General features: G+C 72.1%; 1 protein-coding gene (cut by a window edge). It reads left to right on the top strand.

Going from position 1 to position 22,942, the window contains the following annotated elements; translation table 11 throughout:
* Window positions 1–22,942, top strand: partial view of a non-ribosomal peptide synthase/polyketide synthase gene (locus ACWEO7_RS01125; RefSeq protein WP_452419959.1) — the 3' portion only. Its footprint begins 2,423 nt before the window's first position; 22,942 of the gene's 25,365 nt are visible here — the last part of the coding sequence; the start codon falls outside the window, past its left edge; it ends in the stop codon at window positions 22,940–22,942.

Below are 22,942 nucleotides of genomic sequence, written 5' to 3'. Positions count from 1 at the left end.
GGGCTTCGACGTGGCGGAGGAGATCCCGGTGCGGGTGCGCCTGCTGCGCTGCGAACCCGAGGACCACACGCTCGTGCTCGTCGTCCACCACATCGCGGCCGACGGCGTCTCGCTCGTGCCCCTGATGCGCGACCTGGCCACGGCCTATGCCGCCCGGCGCGACGGCCGCGGGCCGGAGTGGACTCCGCTGGCCGTGCAGTACGCGGACTACGCGCTGTGGCAGCGACGGGTCCTCGGCGCGGAGACCGACGCGGAGTCCGTGGCAGCGCGCCAGCTCGCCTTCTGGCGCGCCGAATTGGCCGAGCTGCCCGCGCAATTGGATCTGCCCGCCGATCGGCCGCGTCCGGCCGCGCCCTCGTATCAGGGCGCTACCTACGAGTTCGCCGTCGACGCCGCGCTGCGCTCCGGCGTCGAGACGATCGCGGCACGCGTTCGCGCGACGCCGTTCATGGTGCTGCACGCGGCGCTGGCCGCCCTGCTGGCCCGGTTGTCCGGCACCGAGGACATCGCTATCGGCACACCGGTCGCCGGCCGGGGCGAGGCCGCGCTCGACGATCTGGTCGGCATGTTCGTCAACACCCTCGTGCTGCGCACCGAAGTGGACGCCGCGCGCGGTTTCGCCGACTTGGTGGCGCACGCCGCCGACCGCGACCTGCGCGCCTTCGCGCACGCCGACATCCCGTTCGAGCAGTTGGTGGAGGCGCTGAACCCGGCGCGTTCGGCCGCCCGGCATCCGCTGTTCCAGGTCGCGCTGTTCATGCAGAACATCGGGCCGATCGCGCTGACCATGCCCGGTCTCGACACCGAGCAGGTCGACTTCGACTCCGGTTTCGCGAAGTTCGACCTCCAGCTCACGGTGTCCGAAGTCGCCGACAGCTACCGCGCCGAATTCACCTACGCCACCGACCTGTTCGACGCCGCGACGGTGCGAGAGTTCGCCGCGAAGTTCGTCCGGCTGTTGCGTGCGGCAGTGGACGACCCGAACGCGCCGGTCGGGGATCTCCCGCTGCTGGACGCGGGCGAGCTGGACTACGTCACCGCGAGCTGGAACGCCAGCGGACACCGAGTGCCCGACCGGTTCCTGCACGAGGGTTTCGACGCGCAGGTGCGCCGTACCCCGGATGCCGTCGCGGTGGTCACCGACGGCGAGCGGCTGACCTACGCCGAGCTGTCCGACCGCGCCGACCGGCTGGCCAGGATGCTGATCGGGATCGGCGTCGGCCCGGAAGCGCTGGTCGTGCTGGCCCTGCCGCGCTCGGTGGAACTGGTCGTCGCCATGTACGCGGTGGCGCGGGCGGGCGGCGCGTACGTCCCGGTGGACCCAGGGCATCCGGCTGAACGCATCGGCCACATCCTCGGCACCGCGCGACCGCATGCCGTCCTGACCACGAGCGATAGCGGTTTCGACGCGGCCGCGCCGGTTTCCGTTCCGGTGTATCAGCTGGATGAACTCGATCTTTCCGCCTATCCCTCCGGCAAGATCGGCGACCGCGAACGCCACGGCGCGCTGCACCCGCAGCATCCCGCCTACGTGATCTTCACTTCCGGGTCCACCGGAAAGCCGAAGGGCGTGGCGGTCAGTCACCAGGCGATCGCCAACCAGCTGGCCTGGATGCAGGCGGAGTACGGTCCGCGGACCGGCGATGTCTACTTGCAGAAGACCGCGAGCACTTTCGACGTCTCGCTGTGGGGCTACTTCCTGCCGCTACGAGCGGGCGCGACCATGCTGCTGGCCGCACCGGACGGACATCGCGATCCGCGCTACCTCGCCGAGACCGTCGCCCGCTATGGCGTCACACTCACCGACTTCGTGCCATCGATGCTCGCGGTGTTCGCCGCGCACGCCGCGCCGGGCGAACTCGACTCGCTGCGCGACGTGTTCGTCATCGGCGAGGCGCTGCCGCCGGAGACCGTCGCCGCGTTCCGGCAGGTGTGCGACGCGGGCCTGCACAACCTCTACGGCCCCACCGAGGCGGCGGTGTCCATCACCAGCCGCGAGGTCACCGAGGTGGACTCGCCGCAAGTGCCGATCGGCGAGCCGGAGTGGAACTCGCAGGTCTACGTGCTGGACGGACGGTTGCGGCCCGCGCCGATCGGCGTGCAGGGCGAGCTGTACCTGGCGGGAGCGCAGCTGGCGCGCGGCTACCACGGCCGCGTCGACCTCACCGCCGATCGTTTCGTCGCCAATCCCTTCGGCGCGCCGGGCGCCCGCATGTACCGCACCGGCGACCTGGTGCGCTGGAGCCGCGACGGCGAGCTGATCTATCTGGGCCGCAGCGACTTCCAGGTGAAGTTCCGCGGCCGGCGCGTCGAACTCGCCGAAATCGAGACAGCGCTGCTGGCGGCGGCCGGGGTCGGCCAGGCCGCGGCGCGGCTGGTCACCGGACCGGCGGGGGAGTTCCTAACGGGCTATGTGATCGCAGCGCCCGGTGCGACGCTCGACCTCGATGCGGTGAAATCGTCCGTCGCTCAGCGTCTTCCCAGCTACCTGGTACCGACCGCAGTGGTCGAGCTGAACGAATTCCCCCGCAACACCAGCGGCAAGCTCGATCGCTCCGCCCTGCCGATCCCGGTGCTCGCGGCCGAGCGCTTCCGTCCGCCGGTGAGCGCCGCGCAACGTCTGGTCGCCGCGGTGGTCGCGGAGGTACTGGGGGTCGAGCGGGCCGGGCTGGACGACGATTTCTTCGCTCTCGGCGGCAGCTCGCTGGACGCCACTCAGGTCAGCGCCCGCACGGGTGAGGCGATGGGAGTACGCGTTCCGGTGCGCGCGCTGTTCGACGCGCCCACGGTGGAGGGCTTCGCCGCCGCCGTCGAGCGGCTCGGTGCCGCCGGGGCGCCGCGACTCCCGCTGGTCCGCCGTGCACGGCCCGAGCGGGTGCCGCTCTCGCCCGCACAGCAGCGCCTGTGGTTCCTCAACCGCGTCGAGAGCCAGGACGGCGCCGACAGCGTCTACAATTTGCCGATCGTGCTGCGGCTGACCGGCCGCCTCGACGTGACGGCGCTGGAGCGCGCCGTACTCGACGTGCTCGCCCGGCACGAGACGCTGCGCACCACCTTCCCCGAAACCGACGACGGGCCTTGCCAATCCGTTCGCGACGCCGCCGACATCGGCCTGAGCCTGCATCCGGTGCCGATCGACCGCTCCGCGCTGGAGGACGCGGTGGCAGGCATCGTCGGCGCCGGGTTCGACGTGACCGCCGAGTTGCCGTGCCGGGTCGCGCTGCTCGCGGTGGACCGGGTCGACGAGGCGCGCGGCGTCACCGGCGACGAATACGTGCTGGTGTTCGTGGTGCACCACATCGCCGCCGACGCCTTGTCGATGGTCCCGCTGGTCACCGACCTGGTCGGGGCCTACCTCGCGCGCCTGACCGGTCGGCGGCCGGACTGGGAGCCGCTGGCGGTGCAGTACGCCGACTACAGCCTCTGGCATCGGGAACTGCTCGGCGCCGAGGACGTCCCCGGTGATCTCGCCTACCAGCAGCTGCGCTTCTGGCGCGACGTGCTGAGCGGCGCGCCGCCGCAACTGTCCCTCCCGGTCGATCATCCACGGCCCGCGATGCCCTCGCACGAGGGAGCGGGCGTCGATTTCGTGATCGAGCCCGAGGTCGTCGCCGGCTTGCGCGCGCTGGCCCGGCGCGGCGGCGCGACGTTGTTCATGACGCTGCACGCGGCCTTCGCCGCAACCCTGGCCCGGTTGAGCGGCAGCGCCGACATCGTGATCGGCTCGCCCGTCGGCGGACGCGGAGAGCGGGCGCTGGACGCACTCGTCGGCATGTTCGTCAACACCCTGGCGTTGCGCACCCGAGTAGCCGCCGACGCCTCGTTCGCCGCGCTGCTGAGCGAGGTGCGCGAGGCCGATCTGGCCGCGTTCGCCAACGCCGACCTGCCGTTCGAGCGCCTGGTGGACGTCATGGCCGTGGATCGCTCCGTGGGCGCGCATCCGCTGTTCCAGGTGATGTTCAGTTTCGAGACCGCGACGCCCGCATTCGGCGGGAAAGCCGTTGAGGTGCCGTGGCTGTCGGTGCACCCGGTCGAGATCCCCGACAACGGCGCGAAATTCGACCTGCACCTGGTGGTGGCGGAGCGCGCGGATTCGGCGGGACTGTCGGGCACCCTGCGCTACGCGACCGACCTGTTCGACGCCGCGACCGTCGAGTCGTTCGCCGACCGCTTCCAGCGGATGCTGGCCGCCGTCGCGGTCGACGCCGGTGCGCGGATCGGTGACATCGAACTGCTTTCGGACGCCGAACGCACACGGGTGTTGCGGGTGTGGAATGCCACCGACCGCCCGTTCCCCGAATCCGACACGCTCGCCTCGCTGTTCGCCGCGCAAGTCGAACGCACACCGGACGCGCCCGCGGTCACCTTCGAGGAGTCCTCAGCGGCTGGCTCTGCGGCGCTGGCCCACCCGTCACCCGACCAGGACCTCTCAGCGGGTGGCTCCGCTGCCCTGCTTCAGCTGTTGCCCGGCCACAACTCCTCGGCGGGTAGCTCCGCGGCGATCGTCCACCCGTCACCCGGCGACCCCTCAACGAGTCGCTCCGCGACGCTGGCGTATTCGGAATTCGCCGGGCGGGTCAATCGGCTGGCGCGGTGGCTCGTCGCCCAGGGCGTCGGCCCGGAAACGCTGGTGGCGCTCGGTATGCGCCGGTCCCTCGACCTGGTGGTGGGCATGTACGCGGTCACCGTCGCGGGCGGCGGGTACGTGCCACTCGATCCCGACCACCCCGCCGAACGCACCGCCCACATCCTGGCCACCGCCGCTCCGGTGTGCGTACTGACCGCCGGCGCGGACCTGAACTGCGGCGTGCCCGAGACGCGGATCGACCGGCTGGACCTGTCCGCTTACCCGGACACTCCGCTCACCGACGCCGACCGGCGCGCTCCGCTGCGCCCGGCGAACACCGCCTACGTGCTGTTCACCTCGGGCTCCACGGGCAAGCCGAAGGGTGTCGCGATGAGCCACCGCGGCATCGTGAACCGGTTGTGCTGGATGCAGTCCGCGTACGCCGCGCTCGGGCCGGGCGATGTGCTGTTGCAGAAGACGCCCGCCACCTTCGACGTCTCGGTGCCGGAGTTCTTCTGGCCGTTGCAGGTCGGCGCGCGCATGGTGCTGGCGCGGCCGGACGGGCATCGCGACCCGGCGTATCTGGCCCGCCTCATCCGCGCCGAGGGCGTCACCGCGACGCACTTCGTGCCGTCCATGCTGGCCGTCTTCGTCGCGGGCGAGTTCGACGTGCCGTCGCTGCGTGAGGTGTTCTGCTCCGGCGAGGCGCTACCCGTCGGCGTGGCCCAGCGGATGCGCGAACTCACCGGCGCGCGGGTGCACAACGGCTACGGCCCCACGGAGGCCGCGGTGGAGGTGACCTTCCACGAGGTGCGCGATACCGATTTCGAGACCGTGCCGATGGGCGAACCGATCTGGAACACCAGAACGTATGTGCTCGACGCGCGACTGCGCCCGGTGCCTGCGGGTGTGCCGGGGGAGTTGTATCTCGCGGGCGTGCAACTGGCGCGCGGCTATCTGGACCGCCCCGGCCGCACCGGCGACCGGTTCGTCGCCGACCCGTTCGGCCCGCCCGGTGAACGGATGTACCGCACCGGCGACCTGGTGCGGTGGAACGCTTCGGGAGAGCTGGAGTTCCTCGGCCGCACCGACTTCCAGGTCAAGATCCGCGGCCTGCGCGTCGAACTCGGCGAGATCGAGTCGGTGCTGCTCGCGACGCCCGCCGTGACCCAGGCCGCCGTGCTGGTCCGCGACGATCGCGGCGTGGGCGAGCGCCTGGTCGCCTATTTGGTTACGGACGGACCGGTCGAGATCGCGGCGGTGCGCGACGCGGTGGCCCAACGGCTTCCGGGCTACATGGTGCCGCAGGCGTTCGTGGTGCTGGACCGGTTCCCGGTGAACGCGTCCGGGAAGCTGGACCGATCCGCGCTGCCCGCGCCCGTGATCGCCGGCGTGGTGTTCGAGGCGCCGAGCGGCGCGGCGGAAGAACTCGTCGCCGAGACATTCTCGGCTCTGCTCGGGGTGGACGAGGTCGGCGCCGAGGACGATTTCTTCGCCCTGGGCGGCAATTCGCTCAGCGCCACCCAGCTCGCCGCGCGGCTGGGCAAAGCCACCGGCGGGGAAGTGGCGGTGCGCACGATCTTCGACGCGCCCACGGTGCGGGCGCTGGCGCGGCGGATCACGGTCGACGCTCCGGCCGAGACCGGGCCGGTCGCGCTGCCGCCGCTCACGCCGCAGGAGCGCGGCGGGTCGATCCCGCTGTCGATCGCCCAGCAGCGCATGTGGTTCCTGAACCGGTTCGACACCACCAGCGGCGCGTACAACATCCCGTTCGCGCTGCGCCTCACCGGAGCGCTGAACGTGCCGGCCCTGGAGGCGGCGATCGCCGACGTGATCGCCCGGCACGAAACCTTGCGCACGATCTACCCCGAGCAGGACGGCGGTGCGACGCAGCTGGTACTGCCCGCGGGGACGAAGCTGGTCGAGCTGGTCGCACGGCCGGTTCCCGCGCCGCAGGTGCCCGAACTCGTCGCCGCCGCCGCGCGAGCCGGGTTCGACGTGACCGCCGAGGTTCCGCTGCGCGTGCGCCTGCTGCGCGTGGAGGACGACGCCGCAGCCGGCAGCCACCAGGTGCACGTCCTGCTGTTCGTCGTGCACCACATCGCCGCCGACGGTTGGTCGTTCGCGCCGCTCACCCGGGATTTGGCCAACGCTTACGTCGCGCGGTGCGCGGACACGGCTCCCGCGCCGGGAGCGTTGCCGGTGCAGTACGCCGACTTCGCGATCTGGCAGCGCACCGCGCTGGGTTCCGCCGCCGACCCGGCCTCGGTGCTGGCACGCCAACTGTCCTACTGGACCGACCGGCTGGCCGGGCTGCCGGAGGTGCTGACACTCCCGTCCGACCGGCCCCGCCCCGCGGTCGCCACCAACCGGGGCGGCGCGCTGACCGGACGGCTGGACGCCGCACTGCACGAGCAGATCCAGGAACTGGCCGCCGCGCACCGGGCGACCCCGTTCATGGTGCTGCACACCGCGCTGGCCGTGCTGTTGAGCCGCTACGGCGCGGGCCGGGACGTCGTGATCGGCGCGCCGGTCGCCGGGCGCGGCGATGAAGCGCTGGACGAGCTGGTCGGCATGTTCGTCAACACGCTGGTGCTGCGCACCGAGGTTCGCCCGGACGCGACTCTGGCCGAGTTGCTGGAGACCGTGCGCGCGGCCGACCTGGCCGCCTTCGATCACGCCGCGGTGCCGTTCGAGCAGTTGGTCGAGGTGGTGAACCCGGTTCGCTCACAGGCGCACGCCCCGCTGTACCAGGTCGCGCTGACCCTGCAGAACCAGACCGCGCCGGAGTTCCGGCTGCACCGGCTGGCCATCGCGGCGCTGGAGATCGGCGCGGCGCCGATCCAGCTCGACCTGGACTGGACGCTGACCGACCGCTACGCCGCCGACGGCGCGCCCGACGGCATCGACGTGCACCTGCACTACGCGCTCGACCTGTTCGACGAACCGACCGCCGCCGGTTTCCTCGCCGCCTTCGACCGCGTGCTGCGCGCCCTGGTGCGCGACGCCCGCACCAGGGTCGGCACGGTCGAGCTGATGTCGTTGGCCGAACGCGGCCTGCTGCTGTCGGACCGCAACGCCACCGCGCACCCGTTGCCCGCCGAGACGCTGGACGACCTGCTCACCGCCCGCGTCGCGGCCACGCCCGACCGTGTCGGCGTGCGTTATGAGAACGAAGCGGTGACCTACGCGGAGTTCGCCTCTCGTGTGAACCGTCTGGCCCGCAAGCTGATCCGGACAGGTGTGGGCCCGGAGGACATCGTCGGCCTGGCCGCGGCGCGCTCGATCGACATGCTCGTGGCGATGTACGCGATCGTGCGCGCGGGCGCGGCGTATCTGCCGATCGATCCGGCGCATCCGGCCGAACGCCTGGCGCAGGTCGTCGCGAGCGCGGAGCCCCGGTTGGTGCTGACCGCCGGTGACGTGCCGCTGCACCCGCTCGACGGCGTCCCCGTGCTCGAGCTCGACGCTCTCGACCTCGATGGCTTCGCCGACGGACCGGTGGCCGACGCCGAGCGGATCACCGCGCTGCGCCAGGACAACACGGCCTACGTGCTGTTCACCTCCGGCTCCACGGGGCGGCCGAAGGGCGTCGCGGTGACCCACCGCGCGATCATGAACCAGCTGCGCTGGCTGGAATTCCGTTACCAGGTCACGGCGTCCGACCGCATTCTGCAACGGGCGCCGCTCACCTTCGACGTGTCGGTGTGGGAATGCTTCCTGCCGATCGCCGTCGGCGCGCCGCTGGTGATCGCCCGGCCCGGCGGGCACCTGGACCTGGCCTACTTCGCGGATCTGCTGCGCGAACACCGGATCACCATCGCGGAGTATGTGCCCTCGGTGCTGGCCGCGCTGATCGGCGAGGGCATGGGCGACGCGCTGCGGTCGTTCCGGCATCTGCACTGCGGCGGCGAGGCGCTCACCCCGGACCTGCTCGCCGCGCTGCGCGGCAGCTTCGACGGCGCGGTGCACAACGCCTACGGCCCGACCGAGGCGGCGATCTCGGCGATCTACCACGAATTCACCGACAGCGACGCCGAAGCCGGGCGGGACGTCGCCATCGGCCGTCCGTGCTGGAACACCAGGGCCTATGTGCTGGACGACCGGTTGCGCCCGGTGCCGATCGGCGTCACGGGCGAGCTGTATCTCGCGGGCGACCAGCTGGCGCGCGGCTATCACGCCCGCCCCGGACTGACCGCCGAGCGGTTCGTCGCCGATCCGTTCGGCGTGCCCGGCCGCATGATGTACCGGACCGGCGACCTGGTGCGCTGGAACCGCGACGGCGATCTGGTGTATCTGGGCCGCAACGATTCGCAGGTCAAGCTGCGCGGCCAGCGGATCGAGCTGGGCGAGATCGAGGCCGTCCTCGCCGCCGCGACCGGCGTGACCAACGCGGCGGTGCTCGTGGCTCGCGACAACGTGGGACAGGAATGCCTCGTCGGTTACGTCACCGGAGCCGACCCGACGCCCGATGCGGTGCTCGGCGAGGCGCGAGCACAACTGCCCGCGTATATGGTGCCCGCCCACATCGTCGTGCTCGACCAGATGCCACTGACCACTGTGGGCAAGCTCGATCGGTCGGCACTGCCCGGCGTCGAGTTCACCGGCGCCACGGGAGACTTCCGCGCACCGCGGGAGGGGACCGAGGCGGTGCTCGCCACCCTGGTCGCCGACCTGACCGGCGCGGAGCGGATCGGCGCGGACGACGACTTCTTCGCCCGCGGCGGCAACTCGCTGCTGGCCATGCGGCTGGTCGCCCGGGTCAACGCGGCCTTCGGGTGCGCGCTGACGGTGCGCGAGGTGTTCGAAGCGCCGACCGTGGCCGGACTCGCCCTGCGAGTAGCGGGATCGGAACCGCCGGACGCCACCCGGCCCGCGCTCGTTCCCCGCGAACGGCCGGAGCGGATCCCGTTGTCCCTGGCACAGACCCGGATGTGGCTGCTGCACCGACTCGATCCGGATTCGGCGGTCTATCACATCCCGATCACGATCCGGCTCACCGGCGCGTTGGACCTCGCGGCATTGCGCGCGGCCGTGCGCGACGTGATCGATCGGCACGAATCGCTGCGCACCGTCTTCCCCGCCGACGCCGACGGCCCCGCCCAAGTCGTTCGCACCGGCGTGGATGTGCCCGAACTGCCACTGCATCCGATCGAGGTGACCGAGCCGAACCTGCGGGACGCGGTGCTCGCGTCGATCGGCGAGAGCTTCGACCTGCGCAGTCGTATCCCGCTGCGGGCGAGCGTGTTCCGCGTCGCACCCGAAGAACATGTGCTGGCCGTGGTGGTCCATCACATCGCCGCCGACGGCGTCTCCACCGCACCGCTGGCCCGCGACCTCATGACGGCCTATACCGCGCGCGTCGCGGGGGAGCAGCCGCCGTGGCCGCCGCTGCCCGTGCAGTACGCGGACTTCACCCTCTGGCAGCGCGAGGCCCTCGGCTGCGCGGATGATCCGGACTCGCCGCTGTCGAACCAGATCGCCTACTGGCGATCGGAACTCGACGGACTCGCCCCGCTGCTGGAACTGCCCGCCGACCGTCCCCGCCCGGCGGTGGCCTCGGGTCGCGGCGCCACCGTCGAGTTCGCGATTCCCGCCGACCTCACCGGCTCGATCGCGGAACTCGCCCGGCGGCGCGGCGTCTCGATGTTCATGGTGTTGCACGCCGCCTACGCCGCGCTGCTCGCCCGGCTCGCCGGAGTCGGCGACGTCGCCATCGGCACCCCCGTCGCGGGACGCGGCGAACAAGCGCTGGACGACTTGGTCGGCATGTTCGTCAACACCCTCGTGCTGCGCACGCCGATCACGCCGGACGCGTCGTTCGCCGCATTTCTCGGCCGCGTCCGGGAGATCGACGTGCGGGCTTTCGCCCACGCCGACCTGCCGTTCGAGCGCTTGGTCGAGGAGCTGAACCCGGTTCGCTCGCAGTCTCATTCGCCGCTGGTGCAGACACTGCTCACCTTCGAGCAGCACGACGACACCGTGCTGCGCCTGCCCGGCCTGACGGTGTCGGGCTATCCGCTGGACAACCGCGTCGCGCAGTTCGACCTGGCGGTGGAACTGACCGAACACCGCGTGGCGACCGGTTACGCGCTGCGCGGCGTGCTGCGGTATGCCACGGACCTGTTCGACCGAGCTACCGTCGAGACGTTCGGGGCTCGCTTCACGCGCGTGCTGCGGGCCGCGGTGGCCGACCCCTCGGTGCGGGTCGGCGACCTCGAAATCCTGGACGACGCGGAACGGGCACTGGTGCTCAACCGCTGGAACGACACCGCCGTCCCCGTCGACCCGGCCGCCACGCTGATCTCGTTGTTCGAGGCGCAGGTCGCGCGGACCCCGGACGCGCCAGCGGTCACGGTCGACGGGCGCACCCTGTCCTACGCCGAGTTCGCCGCGCGGGCGCGGCGGCTGGCGCGCTGGCTGGTCGGTCAGGGCGTCGGCCCGGACGCGCCGGTCGCGCTCGGCATGCGACGGTCGCTGGAGCTGGTGGTCGGCATCTATGCGGTCACCCTCGCGGGCGGCGCGTACGTCCCGCTCGACCCCGACCATCCGGCCGAGCGGCTGGAGTACGTGCTGTCGACCGCCCGGCCGGTGTGCGTGCTCACCTCGGGCCCGGACCTGGACGCGGGCGCGGCGCGGCAGGTCCGCGTCGACCGGCTCGACCTGACCCGATACTCCGCCGATCCGCTCACCGCCGTAGACCGGCTCGGTGCGCCCGCCCCTGGCCACACCGCGTATGTGATCTTCACCTCTGGATCGACCGGTCGCCCGAAGGGCGTGGCCGTCACCCACGCGGCGATCGTGAATCGCCTCACCTGGATGCAGTCGGCCTATCCGCTGGTCACGGACGATGTGGTGCTGCAGAAGACCCCCGCCACCTTCGACGTCTCGGTCTGGGAATTTTTCTGGCCCTTGGCTTTCGGCGCTCGCCTGGTGGTCGCACGTCCAGATGGGCATCGCGACCCCGCCTATCTGGCCCGCCTGATCGTCGAGCAACGCGTCACGACGGTGCACTTCGTACCCGCCGTGCTGGCGGTTTTCCTGGCGGATCCGCGCGCAGAAAAGTGCATTACGCTGCGCAACGTCTTCGCATCGGGCGAGGCATTGCCCGCGGTTGCCGCGCAGCGGGCGCGAGAGGTGATCGGAGCGCGGGTGCACAACCTGTACGGCCCTACCGAGGCCGCCGTCGACGTCACCTATCACGAGGTGACCGATGAGGACCTGGTGTCCGTGCCGATCGGCAGACCGGTGGCCAACACCCGCCTGCTGGTGCTGGACGCCCGGATGCGGCCGGTCCCCGTCGGCGTTCCGGGGGAGCTGTACCTCGCCGGTGCACAGCTGGCCCAAGGTTACGTGGCGCGCCCGGGATTGACCGCCGACCGGTTCGTGGCCGACCCCTACGGACCCGCCGGGGCGCGGATGTACCGCACCGGTGACCTCGTCTCCTGGACCGGCAAGGGCGAGCTGGAGTATCTCGGCCGCACGGACTTCCAGGTGAAGCTGCGCGGTCTGCGTATCGAGCCGGGCGAGATCGAGTCGGCGCTGTCGGCGCTGGACACGGTTGCCCAGGCCGTGGTGCTGGTCCGTTCGGACGAGCGGTCGGGCGATCAGCTGGTCGCCTACCTGGTTGCCTCGGGCCGCCACCCGATCGACATCGAGGACGTGCGGGCCGCGCTGAGCGCCGAACTGCCCGCGTACATGGTGCCCACCTCGTTCGTCCTGCTCGAGCGGTTCCCGGTCAACGCCTCCGGCAAGCTCGACCGCGCCGCGCTGCCCGCGCCGCAGTTCGCGACCGTGGGGTACCGGGCTCCGGCCACCCGCACCGAGGCGACCGTCGCGGGGATCGTCGCGGCTCTGCTCGGCGTCGAGCGCGTGGGGGCGGACGACGATTTCTTCGCCCTCGGCGGAAACTCGCTGCTCGCGACCCAGGTCGCCGCCCGGCTCGGCGCCGAACTGGACGCCGGGATCCCGGTGCGCCTGCTGTTCGAGGCGCCGACCGTGACCAAGCTGGCCGCGCGGGCCGAACGGCTCGCGGGGACGGGCGCCAAACCGGCGCTCGCGCCGCGCCCACGCCCGGAGCGCATCCCGCTCTCGCCCGCGCAGCAGCGCATGTGGTTCCTCAACCGCTTCGATCCCGCCGAAACCGTGCACAACATCGCGGTGGTGGTCCGCCTCACCGGCTACCTGGACCCGGACACCCTCGCCGCCGCCGTCGGCGACGTGGTCGGCAGGCACGAAACGCTGCGCACCGTGTACCCCGACCACGCGGGCGTCGGGTATCAGCGCATCCTCGACGTCGATCAGGCGCCCGCGATCCGAATGCTGGAAGCGACGGGCGCGCTGCGGGAGTTCGTCGCCGCCCCGTTCGACCTGACCGCCGAAGTGCCGCTGCGCGTCGGCCTGGTCACCCGGTCCGATCGCGACCACCTGCTGGCGCTGGTGGTGCACCACATCGCGGCCGACGGCTTCTCGATGGGCCCGCTGGCCCGCGATCTCGCCGCCGCCTACGCGGCGCGCGCGACGCGCAGCGCCCCGGACTGGACCGAACTCGACCTGCAATACGCCGATTACGCGCTCTGGCAGCGCGAGGTGCTCGGCGCCGAGGACGACCCGGACTCGGTGGCCGCACGCCAGCTCGCGTACTGGCGCGAGACGCTGCGCGCCCTACCCGCCCAGCTCGACCTGCCCGCCGACCGGCCGCGCCCCGCCGTCGCCTCGCACATGGCGGCGAGCACGACCGTCACTGTCCCGCAGGAGATCGGCGCGGGCATCGCCGACGTGGCCGCGCGCTACGAGGCCACACCGTTCATGGTCGTGCACGCCGCGCTGGCCACCCTGCTGGCCAGGCTGTCCGGCACGGAGGACATCGCGATCGGCGCGCCCGTCGCGGGGCGCGGTGACGCGGCGCTGGACGAGCTGGTCGGCATGTTCGTCAACACCCTGGTGCTGCGCGCGCAGGTCCCCGGCTCGGACACCTTCGCCGCCGTGCTGCGCCGGGTGCGTGAGCGCGACCTCGACGCCTTCGCCCATGCCGACGTGCCGTTCGAGCGCCTGGTCGAGCTGCTCGACCCGCCGCGCTCGCAGGCCAGGCACCCGCTGTTCCAGATCGCGCTGTTCTTCCAGAACCTCGCGCCGGTCACCCTGGACATGGCAGGCGTCGCCGTGGCGGAGCACGACTTCGATTACGAGACCACACCCTTCGACCTCCAGCTCACCGTCACCGGTGACGCGCTGCGCTTCACCTACGCCACCGACCTGTTCGACGACTCCACCGTGGCGACGTTCGGCGCGCGCTTCACCCGCCTGCTCGCCGCGGTCACCGCCGACCCGGAACAGGTGGTCGGCGACATCGACCTGTTCGGCGCGGGCGAACTGCGCCGCGTGGTCACCGAGTGGAACGACTCCACGCACACCGCCCTGGCCGACGAACTGCTGCTCGACGAATTCGAGGCGCAGGCCGCCGCGACGCCCGACGATCCCGCGCTGGTGTTCGTGCCCGACAGCGCGATGCCTCCCGTCACCGTGACCTACGACGAGCTGGACCGGCGCGCCAACCGGCTGGCCCGCCACCTGATCGCGACGGGCGTCGGCCCGGAAGCGCTGGTGGCGCTGGCGATCCGGCGCTCACCGGAGCTGGTGGTCGCGATGTACGCGGTGCTCAAGGCGGGCGGGGCGTATGTGCCGATCGACCCGGACCACCCCGCGCGGCGCATCGCCCACATCCTCGACACCGCCACGCCCGTGGTCGTACTCACCACGGCGGCCGACCGGATCGACGTCGGCGATTCCGTCGCCACCGTCCTGGTCGACGCCGTCGCGCTGGACGATTACGCCGACGACCCGATCGCGGCCGACGAACGTCGCGCGCCGATCCACCCGGGCAGCCCGGCGTACGTGATCTTCACCAGCGGCTCCACCGGGAAACCCAAGGGCGTCAGCGTGTCGCACGCCGCGATCGTCAACCAGATGACCTGGATGCAGTCGCGGTACGGTCTCACCGCCGACGACGTCTACCTGCAGAAGACGGCGACCACGTTCGACGTGTCGCTGTGGGGCTACTTCCTGCCGCTGCGGGTCGGCGCCACCCTCGTGCTGGCGGCTCCGGACGGCCATCGCGACCCGGCCTATCTCACCGGCGTGATCACCGAAAGACAAGTCACCGTCACCGATTTCGTGCCGTCGATGCTGAGCGTCTTCGCCGGGCACGTCGCCGCAGCGGGGCGCGGCGCCGCACTCGCGTCGCTGCGCACGGTGTTCGTGATCGGCGAGGCGCTGCCCGCCGGGACCGTGCGGGCATTCGGCGCGGTGAGCGCCGCACGGGTGCACAACCTGTACGGCCCCACCGAGGCGGCGGTGAGCATCACCCACCGCGACGTGACGGGCGAGAGCGACCGCACCGCGCTGCCGATCGGCAATCCGGCATGGAACAGCCGGGTCTACGTGCTGGATTCGCGGCTGCGCCCGACGCTGCCCGGCGTCGCGGGCGAGCTGTATCTCGCGGGCGTCCAGCTCGCGCGCGGCTACCACGGCAGGCCGGACCTCAGCGCGGACCGGTTCGTGGCCAATCCGTTCGGCGCGCAAGGGAAGCGGATGTACCGCACCGGCGACCTGGTGTGCTGGGAGACCCGAGGGGACACCGCCGAATTGGTGTACCTGGGCCGCACCGACTTCCAGGTGAAGTTCCGTGGCCAGCGCGTCGAACTCGGCGAGATCGAGGCCGCGCTCGCGGCCGCGCCCGGGGTGGCGCGGGCGGCGGCCCGGGTGGTCACCACCGTCACCGGCGACGATCACCTGGTCGGCTACGTCACCACCGAGCCGGGCACGGTGCCTGCCGATGCCGAGGTGCTGCGCGCCGCCGCGCGCACGCTGCCGTCGTACATGCTTCCCTCGGCGCTGGTCACGCTCGACGCCTTCCCGCTCAACGCCTCCGGCAAGCTGGACCGGAAAGCGCTGCCGGATCCGGTTTTCGACCGCGCCGCCTATCTCGCCCCCGTCACCCTGGCCGAGCGCGTAGTGGTCGATGCCTTCGAAACGGTGCTGGGCAATGGGCCGATCGGCGTCGACGACCACTTCTTCGCCCTCGGCGGCAACTCGCTCAGCGCCACCCGGGTCGCGGCCCGGCTGGCCGACCGGCTCGGTCGCCGCGTCCCGGTGCGGCTGCTGTTCGAAGCGCCGACGGCAGGCGCGCTGGCCGCGCTGCTCACCGCGGAGGCCGCCGCGACCCAACAGGCGGTGCCCTTGGTGGCCGGACCGCGACCGGAACGGATTCCGCTCGCGCCGGTCCAGCGTGGCATGTGGTTCCTCAACCGGCTCGATCCGGCGTCTGCCGCGCACAACATCCCGGTCGCGCTGCGCATCGAGGGCGAGCTGAACACCGACGCCATGATCGCCGCGTTCGCCGACGTCGTGGCCAGGCACGAGACCTTGCGCACGGTGTATCCGGCCGACGCGACCGGCGCGGGTCATCAGGTGATCCTGCCCGCGGACGGCGCTTCGGTGCGCTTGACGGTCGAAGCGCTGGACGGTCGCGCCGCCGACGACCGGATCGCCGAGTTCCTCGACGCCGGCTTCGACGTCACCGCCGCCGTTCCGGTGCGCGCTGCGCTGCTGCGGGAGCACGCCACCAGCCACGTGCTGGTCGCGGTGGTGCACCACATCGCGGCCGACGGTTACTCGATGAGCCCGTTGCTGCGCGATCTGCTGACGGCCTATCTCTCCCGCGTACTCGGCGCCGAACCGGTCTGGCCCGCGCTCGCCGCCCAGTACGCCGACTACGCCCTGTGGCAGGATGCCCAGCGGGAAAACGCTGCCGTGCAACATCTCTCGTATTGGGCCGAGACGCTGCGCGACCTGCCGGGCGAGCTGGAGCTGCCCGCCGACCGTTCGCGTCCCGCCGTCGCGAGCAAGCGCGGCGCGAACGTGCGGGCCAGGATCGGCGACGGTGTCGCGGCGCGGGTCCGCGAACTGGCGCTGCGTCACGACGCGACGCCGTTCATGGTGGTGCACGCCGCCCTCGCCGTCCTGCTGTCCCGGTTGTCGGGTTCCGGCGACGTACCGATCGGCACCCCGGTGGCCGGACGCGGCGCGGCGGCCCTGGACGACCTGGTCGGCATGTTCGTCAACACCGTGGTGCTGCGCGCCGAAGTGCACGCCGACGAGCCCTTCACCGACCTGCTCACCCGGATCAGGGCCATCGATCTCACGGCATTCGAGCACGCGAGCGTGCCGTTCGATCGGGTGGTCGACGAACTCGGCGTCGAGCGTTCCCAGGATCGGCATCCGCTGTTCACCGTGGCGCTGAGCTACCTGAACGCCGCCGCCGACGCCTTCACCGTGCCCGGCCTCGAACTCACCGCCGTCGCATTCGACGAACAGGTGGCGCGTTTCGACCTGCAATTCACCGTCGCCGCCGAGCCCGACGCCGACGGCCACCTCGCGGTCGAACTGGACTACGCCACAGACCTCTTCGACGCCGCCACCGCGCGCGCTCTGCTGCGCCGCTTCGGCAGGCTGCTCGGCACGCTCACCGCGCGACCCGACGCGCCGATCGCCGCCGCCGATCTACTCGCCCCCGCCGAACGCGCCGACCTGCTCGGCCGCCGGGGCGACGCGCCGGTGCCGCCGCGCACGCTTGCCGAACTGATGGCCGCCGCCGTCGCGTTCGACCCCGGCGCGGTCGCGCTGGTCGGCGGCGAACGGCAGCTGACCTACCGGATGCTGGACGACCAGTCGTCGCGGCTGGCGCGCATGCTCATCGGCCACGGTCTCGGCGCGGAGGACGTGGTGGCCGTCGCGGCGCCGCGCTCGATCACCTCCGTGCTCGCGGTGTGGGCGGTGGCCAAGACCGGCGCCGCGTTCGTTCCGGTCGACCCGACCTATCCGGCCGAGCGGATCGCGCACATGCTGACCGATTCCGGTGCGGTGCTGGGCCTGACGATCGCCACCTGCCGCGCGGCGCTGCCCGGTGACGTCGACTGGCTGGTGCTGGACGCCCCGTCCACGGCCGCGCGGACGCGCCGCAACAGCACGGCGCCGATCGACCCCGCCGAACTCGTCCGTCCCGTGCGATGCGAGAACCCGGCCTGGATGATCTACACCTCCGGCTCGACCGGGACGCCCAAGGGCGTGGTCGCCACGCACGGTGGCCTCGCCGGAGTGGCCCTCGCCCAGCGGGACCGGTACCTGGTCACCGCGGACGCGCGCGTGCTGCACGTGGCCTCGCCAAGCTTCGACGCGTCCATGCTGGAACTGCTGCTGGCTCTGTCCGCCGGCGCGGCGTTGGTGATCGCGCCCCCTGGCGTCTACGGCGGCGCGGAACTCACCGCGCTCATCCGTGACCAGCGGGTGACGCACGCGTTCCTCACCCCGGCCGTCCTGCCCACGCTCGACCCGGCCGAGCTGGACTGTCTACGGCAACTCACCGTCGGCGGCGAGTCCTACGGCCCGGATGCGGTGCGCCGCTGGGCTCCCGGCCGGTCGTTCCACAACACCTACGGCCCGACCGAGACCACCGTCATCGCGACGATCAGCGCCGCGCTGCGGCCCGGCGATCCGCTCGACCTGGGCACGCCGATCCACGGCATGTCGGCGGCGGTGCTGGACGGCAGGCTGCGGCCCGTGCCGGTCGGCGTCACCGGCGAGCTGTACCTGCGCGGTCCAGGTCTGGCCCGGGGATACCATGCGCGACCGGGGCTTTCGGCCGCACGGTTCGTCGCCGACCCTTACGGTCCCGAGGGTGGACGGCTGTACCGGGCCGGTGATCTGGTGCGCTGGACCGGATCCGGCGCACTGCGCTATGTCGGGCGTTCCGACCATCAGGTGAAGGTGCGCGGCCTGCGCATCGAACTCGGTGAGATCGACGCCGTGCTCGCGGCGCACGAGACGGTGCGCACGGCCGTCACCGTCGGCCACACCGATGCCTCGGGTGCGGTGTCGCTGGTCGCCTACGTGGTCGCGGCGGCAGGCCACACGATCGACGCCGCCGACCTGCTGGCTCATGCCGCGCGCTCGCTCGCCGCGTACATGGTGCCGAGCTGCGTGCTGGCGCTCGACGAGCTGCCCCTGACCCCGGTCGGCAAGCTGGACCGTAAAGCACTGCCGCAACCCGAGTTTCACGCTGCGCCGTTCCGCGTGCCGCGTACCGAGACCGAGCGGGCGGTGACGCAGACGGTCGCGGAGGTGCTCGGACTCGACGGCGGCGTGGGCCTGGACGACGATTTCTTCGCCCGAGGCGGCAACTCGCTGACCGCGACCCAGCTGGCCGCGCGGCTCGGTGACCGGCTTTCGGTCGCCGTCGGCGTCCGCGCGGTGTTCGAGCACTCGACCGTCGCCGCGCTGGCCCGCGCGCTGGACGACGCCTCAGGTGGGTCCGCGCGTCCCGCGCTCACCCGGCGCGCGGTGACCGGTCCCGTGCCGCTCTCGCTCGCGCAGCAGCGCATGTGGTTCCTCAACCGCCTCGATCGGCAGTCCACCGCCTACAACATCCCGCTGGCGGTGCGCCTGACCGGCGAGCTGGACGTGGCGGCGTTGAACGCCGCGATCGGGGACGTGGTGGCTCGCCACGACGTGCTGCGCACCGTCTACCCGCTGCACGCGTCCGGACCGGTGCAGGTCGTGTTGCCCGTCGCGGACAGCACCCCGGTGCTCGCGCCCATCGCCGTCCCGGCCGACGACCTGGCCGCGGCGGTGGCCGATTTCGTCGGCGGCGGCTTCGACGTCGCCGAGACCGTCCCGGTCCGCGCCCGGTTGTTCGCGCCGGTCGACGGCGACGCGGTGGGGACCGAACACGTGCTCGTGGTGGTGGTGCATCACATCGCCGCGGATGGCTCGTCGCTGGCGCCGCTGGCGCGTGACGTCATGTCCGCCTACGCCGCACGCAAACGCGGCGTCGCACCGGACTGGCCACCGCTTCCCGTGCAGTACACCGATTTCAGCGTGTGGCAGCGTGAACTGCTCGGCGCGGAGGACGATCCCGCCTCGCTGCTGGCGCGGCAGATCCGATTCTGGACCGAGACGCTGGCCGAGCTGCCCGCGCAGCTGAGCCTGCCCACCGATCGCCCGCGTCCCGCCGTCGTCTCCACGCGCGGCAGGCACGTCGACTTCGCGATCACCCCGGACGTGCAGACGCGGCTGGCCGATCTCGGCCGGTCCTGCGGCGCCACGCTGTTCATGGTGCTGCACGCGGCGTTCACGGTGCTGCTGGCCCGCCTGTCGGGCACCTCGGACATCGCGGTGGGCACCCCGGTGGCCGGGCGCGGCGCCGCCGAACTCGACGACGTCGTCGGCATGTTCGTCAACACGCTGGTGCTGCGCGCGCGGGTGGACGCGGGCGAGGGCTTCACCGACCTGCTCGCGCGCGTGCGCGCCGCCGACGTCGCGGCCTTCGCGCACGCCGACGTGCCGTTCGAGCGTCTGGTGGAGGTGCTCAACCCGGAGCGCTCCACCGCTCGTCACCCGCTGTTCCAGGTCGGCTTCTCCTTTCACAACCAGGCGGAGGCCGATTTCTCGCTGGACGGATTGACCGCCACCGCCGCCGATTTCGAATCCGAAGTCGCCCAGTTCGACCTGCATTTGATCGTCACCGATCGCTACGGCCCCGACGGAACCCCGGCTGGCATGGCGGCTTCGATCACCTATGCCACCGCCCTGTTCGACGAGTCGACGGTGGCCGGTTTCGCGACTCGCCTGCAACGGCTGCTGGGCGCGGTGTGCGCGGACCCGCGACTGCCGGTCGGGGATCTCGCGCTGCTGGACCCGGCGGAGACCGAGCGCGTGCTGGTCACCTGGAACCAGTCCGGGCGCGCCTTCCCGCCTGCCACGCTGGCCGCCGCGTTCGAGGCGCGGGTGGCCAGGACGCCGCAGGACATAGCGATCGTCGACGACGCCGCGACGGTCACGTACCAGGAGTTCGGCGCGCGGGTCAATCGCCTGGCCCGGGTGCTCATCGCGCGCGGCATCGGCCCGGAAAAGCTGGTGGCGCTGGCTATTCCGCGCAGCGTCGACCTGCTCGTCGCGATGTACGCGGTGGTGACGGCCGGTGGCGCCTACGTGCCGCTCGACCCGGCGCATCCGCTGGAACGCACCGCGAGCGTACTGGCCGCCGCAGGGCCGCGGCTGGTGCTCACTTCGGCGCGGGAGCCGATGCTGCCCGCGACGGCGTCGGAACACGGTGTGGTGCTGGATATCTCGACCATCGCCGACACGGTGGCCGACGGTCCGGTACGCGACGACGAACGGATCGCCGCGCTCTCGCCCACGAACACCGCGTATGTCATCTTCACCTCCGGTTCCACCGGCGCGCCGAAGGGTGTGGCGATGCCGCACGCGGCTGTCGCGCACCAGCTGGATTGGATGCAGTCGGAATACGCGCTCGGCCAGGACGACGCGGTGCTGGTGCTGACCTCGGCCGCGTTCGATCTGTCGGTGTGGGAGTACTGGTGGGCGCCGCGGACCGGAGCCCGGCTCGTGCTCGCCCCCCGGGACGCACAGCGCGACCCGGCGGGGCTGCTCGACCTGGTACGCCGTGCCTCGGTGACGACGCTGACGCTGGTGCCGTCGCTGCTGGCGATGCTGGCCGAAGCGTCCGGCGAGCGCCGCCTGCCGCGTTCGCTGCGCCGGCTGCTGGTCATCGGCGAGGCGTTGCCCGCCGCGACGGTGCGGCGGGTCGAGGCGCTCACCGCGGCCAGGATCGACAACCTCTACGGACCCACCGAAGCCGCGGTGTCGGTGACCCGCTTCCGCACCGTCGCGGGCGCCAGGCAACCGCTGGTGCCCATCGGCACACCCGAAGCCGGCAACCGGGTCTACGTGCTCGACGACCGTCTGCACCCGGTGCCCGCCGGGGTGACCGGCGAGCTGTATCTCGGTGGCGCGCAGCTGGCCCGCGGCTACCACGGCAGCGCCGAGCTCACCGCGGAGCGGTTCGTGGCCGACCCGTTCGGACCCGCGGGCACTCGCCTGTACCGCACCGGCGATATGGTGCGCTGGTCCGCGGGGGGCCACCTCGAGTACGTCGAGCGGCGCGACTTCCAGGTGAAGATCCGCGGCTACCGCATCGAACTCGCCGAGATCGAGCATGCCCTGCGCTCGCGGCCCGAGATCGGCGAGGCGATCGTCGTCGCCTACGACACCGACGGCGCGAACGCCGTACTGGCGGGCTATTTCACCGCCGCCGAGCGGCTCGACCCTGGCGCGTTGCGCGCCGGGCTGGCCGAGATCCTGCCGAGCTACATGGTGCCCGCCGTGCTGCGGCAGTTGGCGATGTTGCCGCTCACCGCGAACGGCAAGGTCGACCGCTCCGCCTTGCCGCGACCCGAGACACAGGCCCGGGAATTCCGCGCCCCCGGCACCGACTTGGAGCATGCCGTGTGCGCCGATTTCGCCGAGATACTCGCCGCCGAGCGGGTCGGCCTGGACGACAATTTCTTCGAGCGCGGCGGCAACTCGCTGCTGGCCACCCGGCTGGCCGCCCGGCTGAGCGCGGCGCTCGGCGAACAGATTCCCGTGTTGTGGCTGTTCGCCGCGCCGACACCGGCCCGCCTGATCGCCCAGCTGGAGCAGCGCCGGTCCGGTCGCGGCCGGGTGGACGCGACCGCCGCGTTCGACGTCGTGCTTCCGCTGCGCACCGGCGGCGCGCGGGAGCCGCTGTTCTGCCTCCACCCGGCCGGCGGCGTCGCGTGGTCGTTCGCGGGCCTCGCGGCGCACTTGGACCCGGAGCGCGACGTGTACGGCATCCAGTCGCCGGTGCTCAACTCGGAGGCCATGCCGGAGTCCATCGACGACTGGGCGAGCCGCTACGTGCGCGAGATCCGCGCCGTGCAGCCCGAGGGCCCGTATCACCTGCTCGGCTGGTCGCTCGGCGGTGTACTCGCGCACGCGGTCGCGGTGCGACTCCAGGAGCAGGGTCAGCGGGTCGCGGTATTGGCCATGATGGACAGCTCGCTGCGGGTCGCCGCGCACGCGGCCATCGCGCTGCCGGTCGCCGATCTGCTCGGCGGGTTGCTCGGCGAAGCGGCCGACGACGAGGACGCCGAACTCGACCCGCCCCGGCTCGCGCGGCTGCTCGCGGACCTGCCCGAGCCGTTCGCCTCGTTCGGCGCCGACCGCATTGATCGTGTGCTCGGCGCGGGCGCCGGGTCACTGGAGTTGATCCGGCGCTACCGCCCCCGCCCCTTCAAGGGCAACCTCGTGTACTTCACCGCCGCGCTGGACGATCCGACCGGCGCCGCGGGCGCCGCGACCTGGGCGGACGCCGTGGACGGCACCGTACACAACCACGCGGTACACGCCTCGCACTGGCGGATGACCTCCGAATCCGCGCTGGCACGGATCGGCCACGTCCTCACCGCGGCGCTGGCCGACACCGACCGCCCTTAG

This window comes from Nocardia sp. NPDC004260 (genome assembly GCF_053603155.1).
Note: the sequence above shows the minus strand (reverse complement) of the source record. Positions and strands in the feature narration are given on the sequence as shown.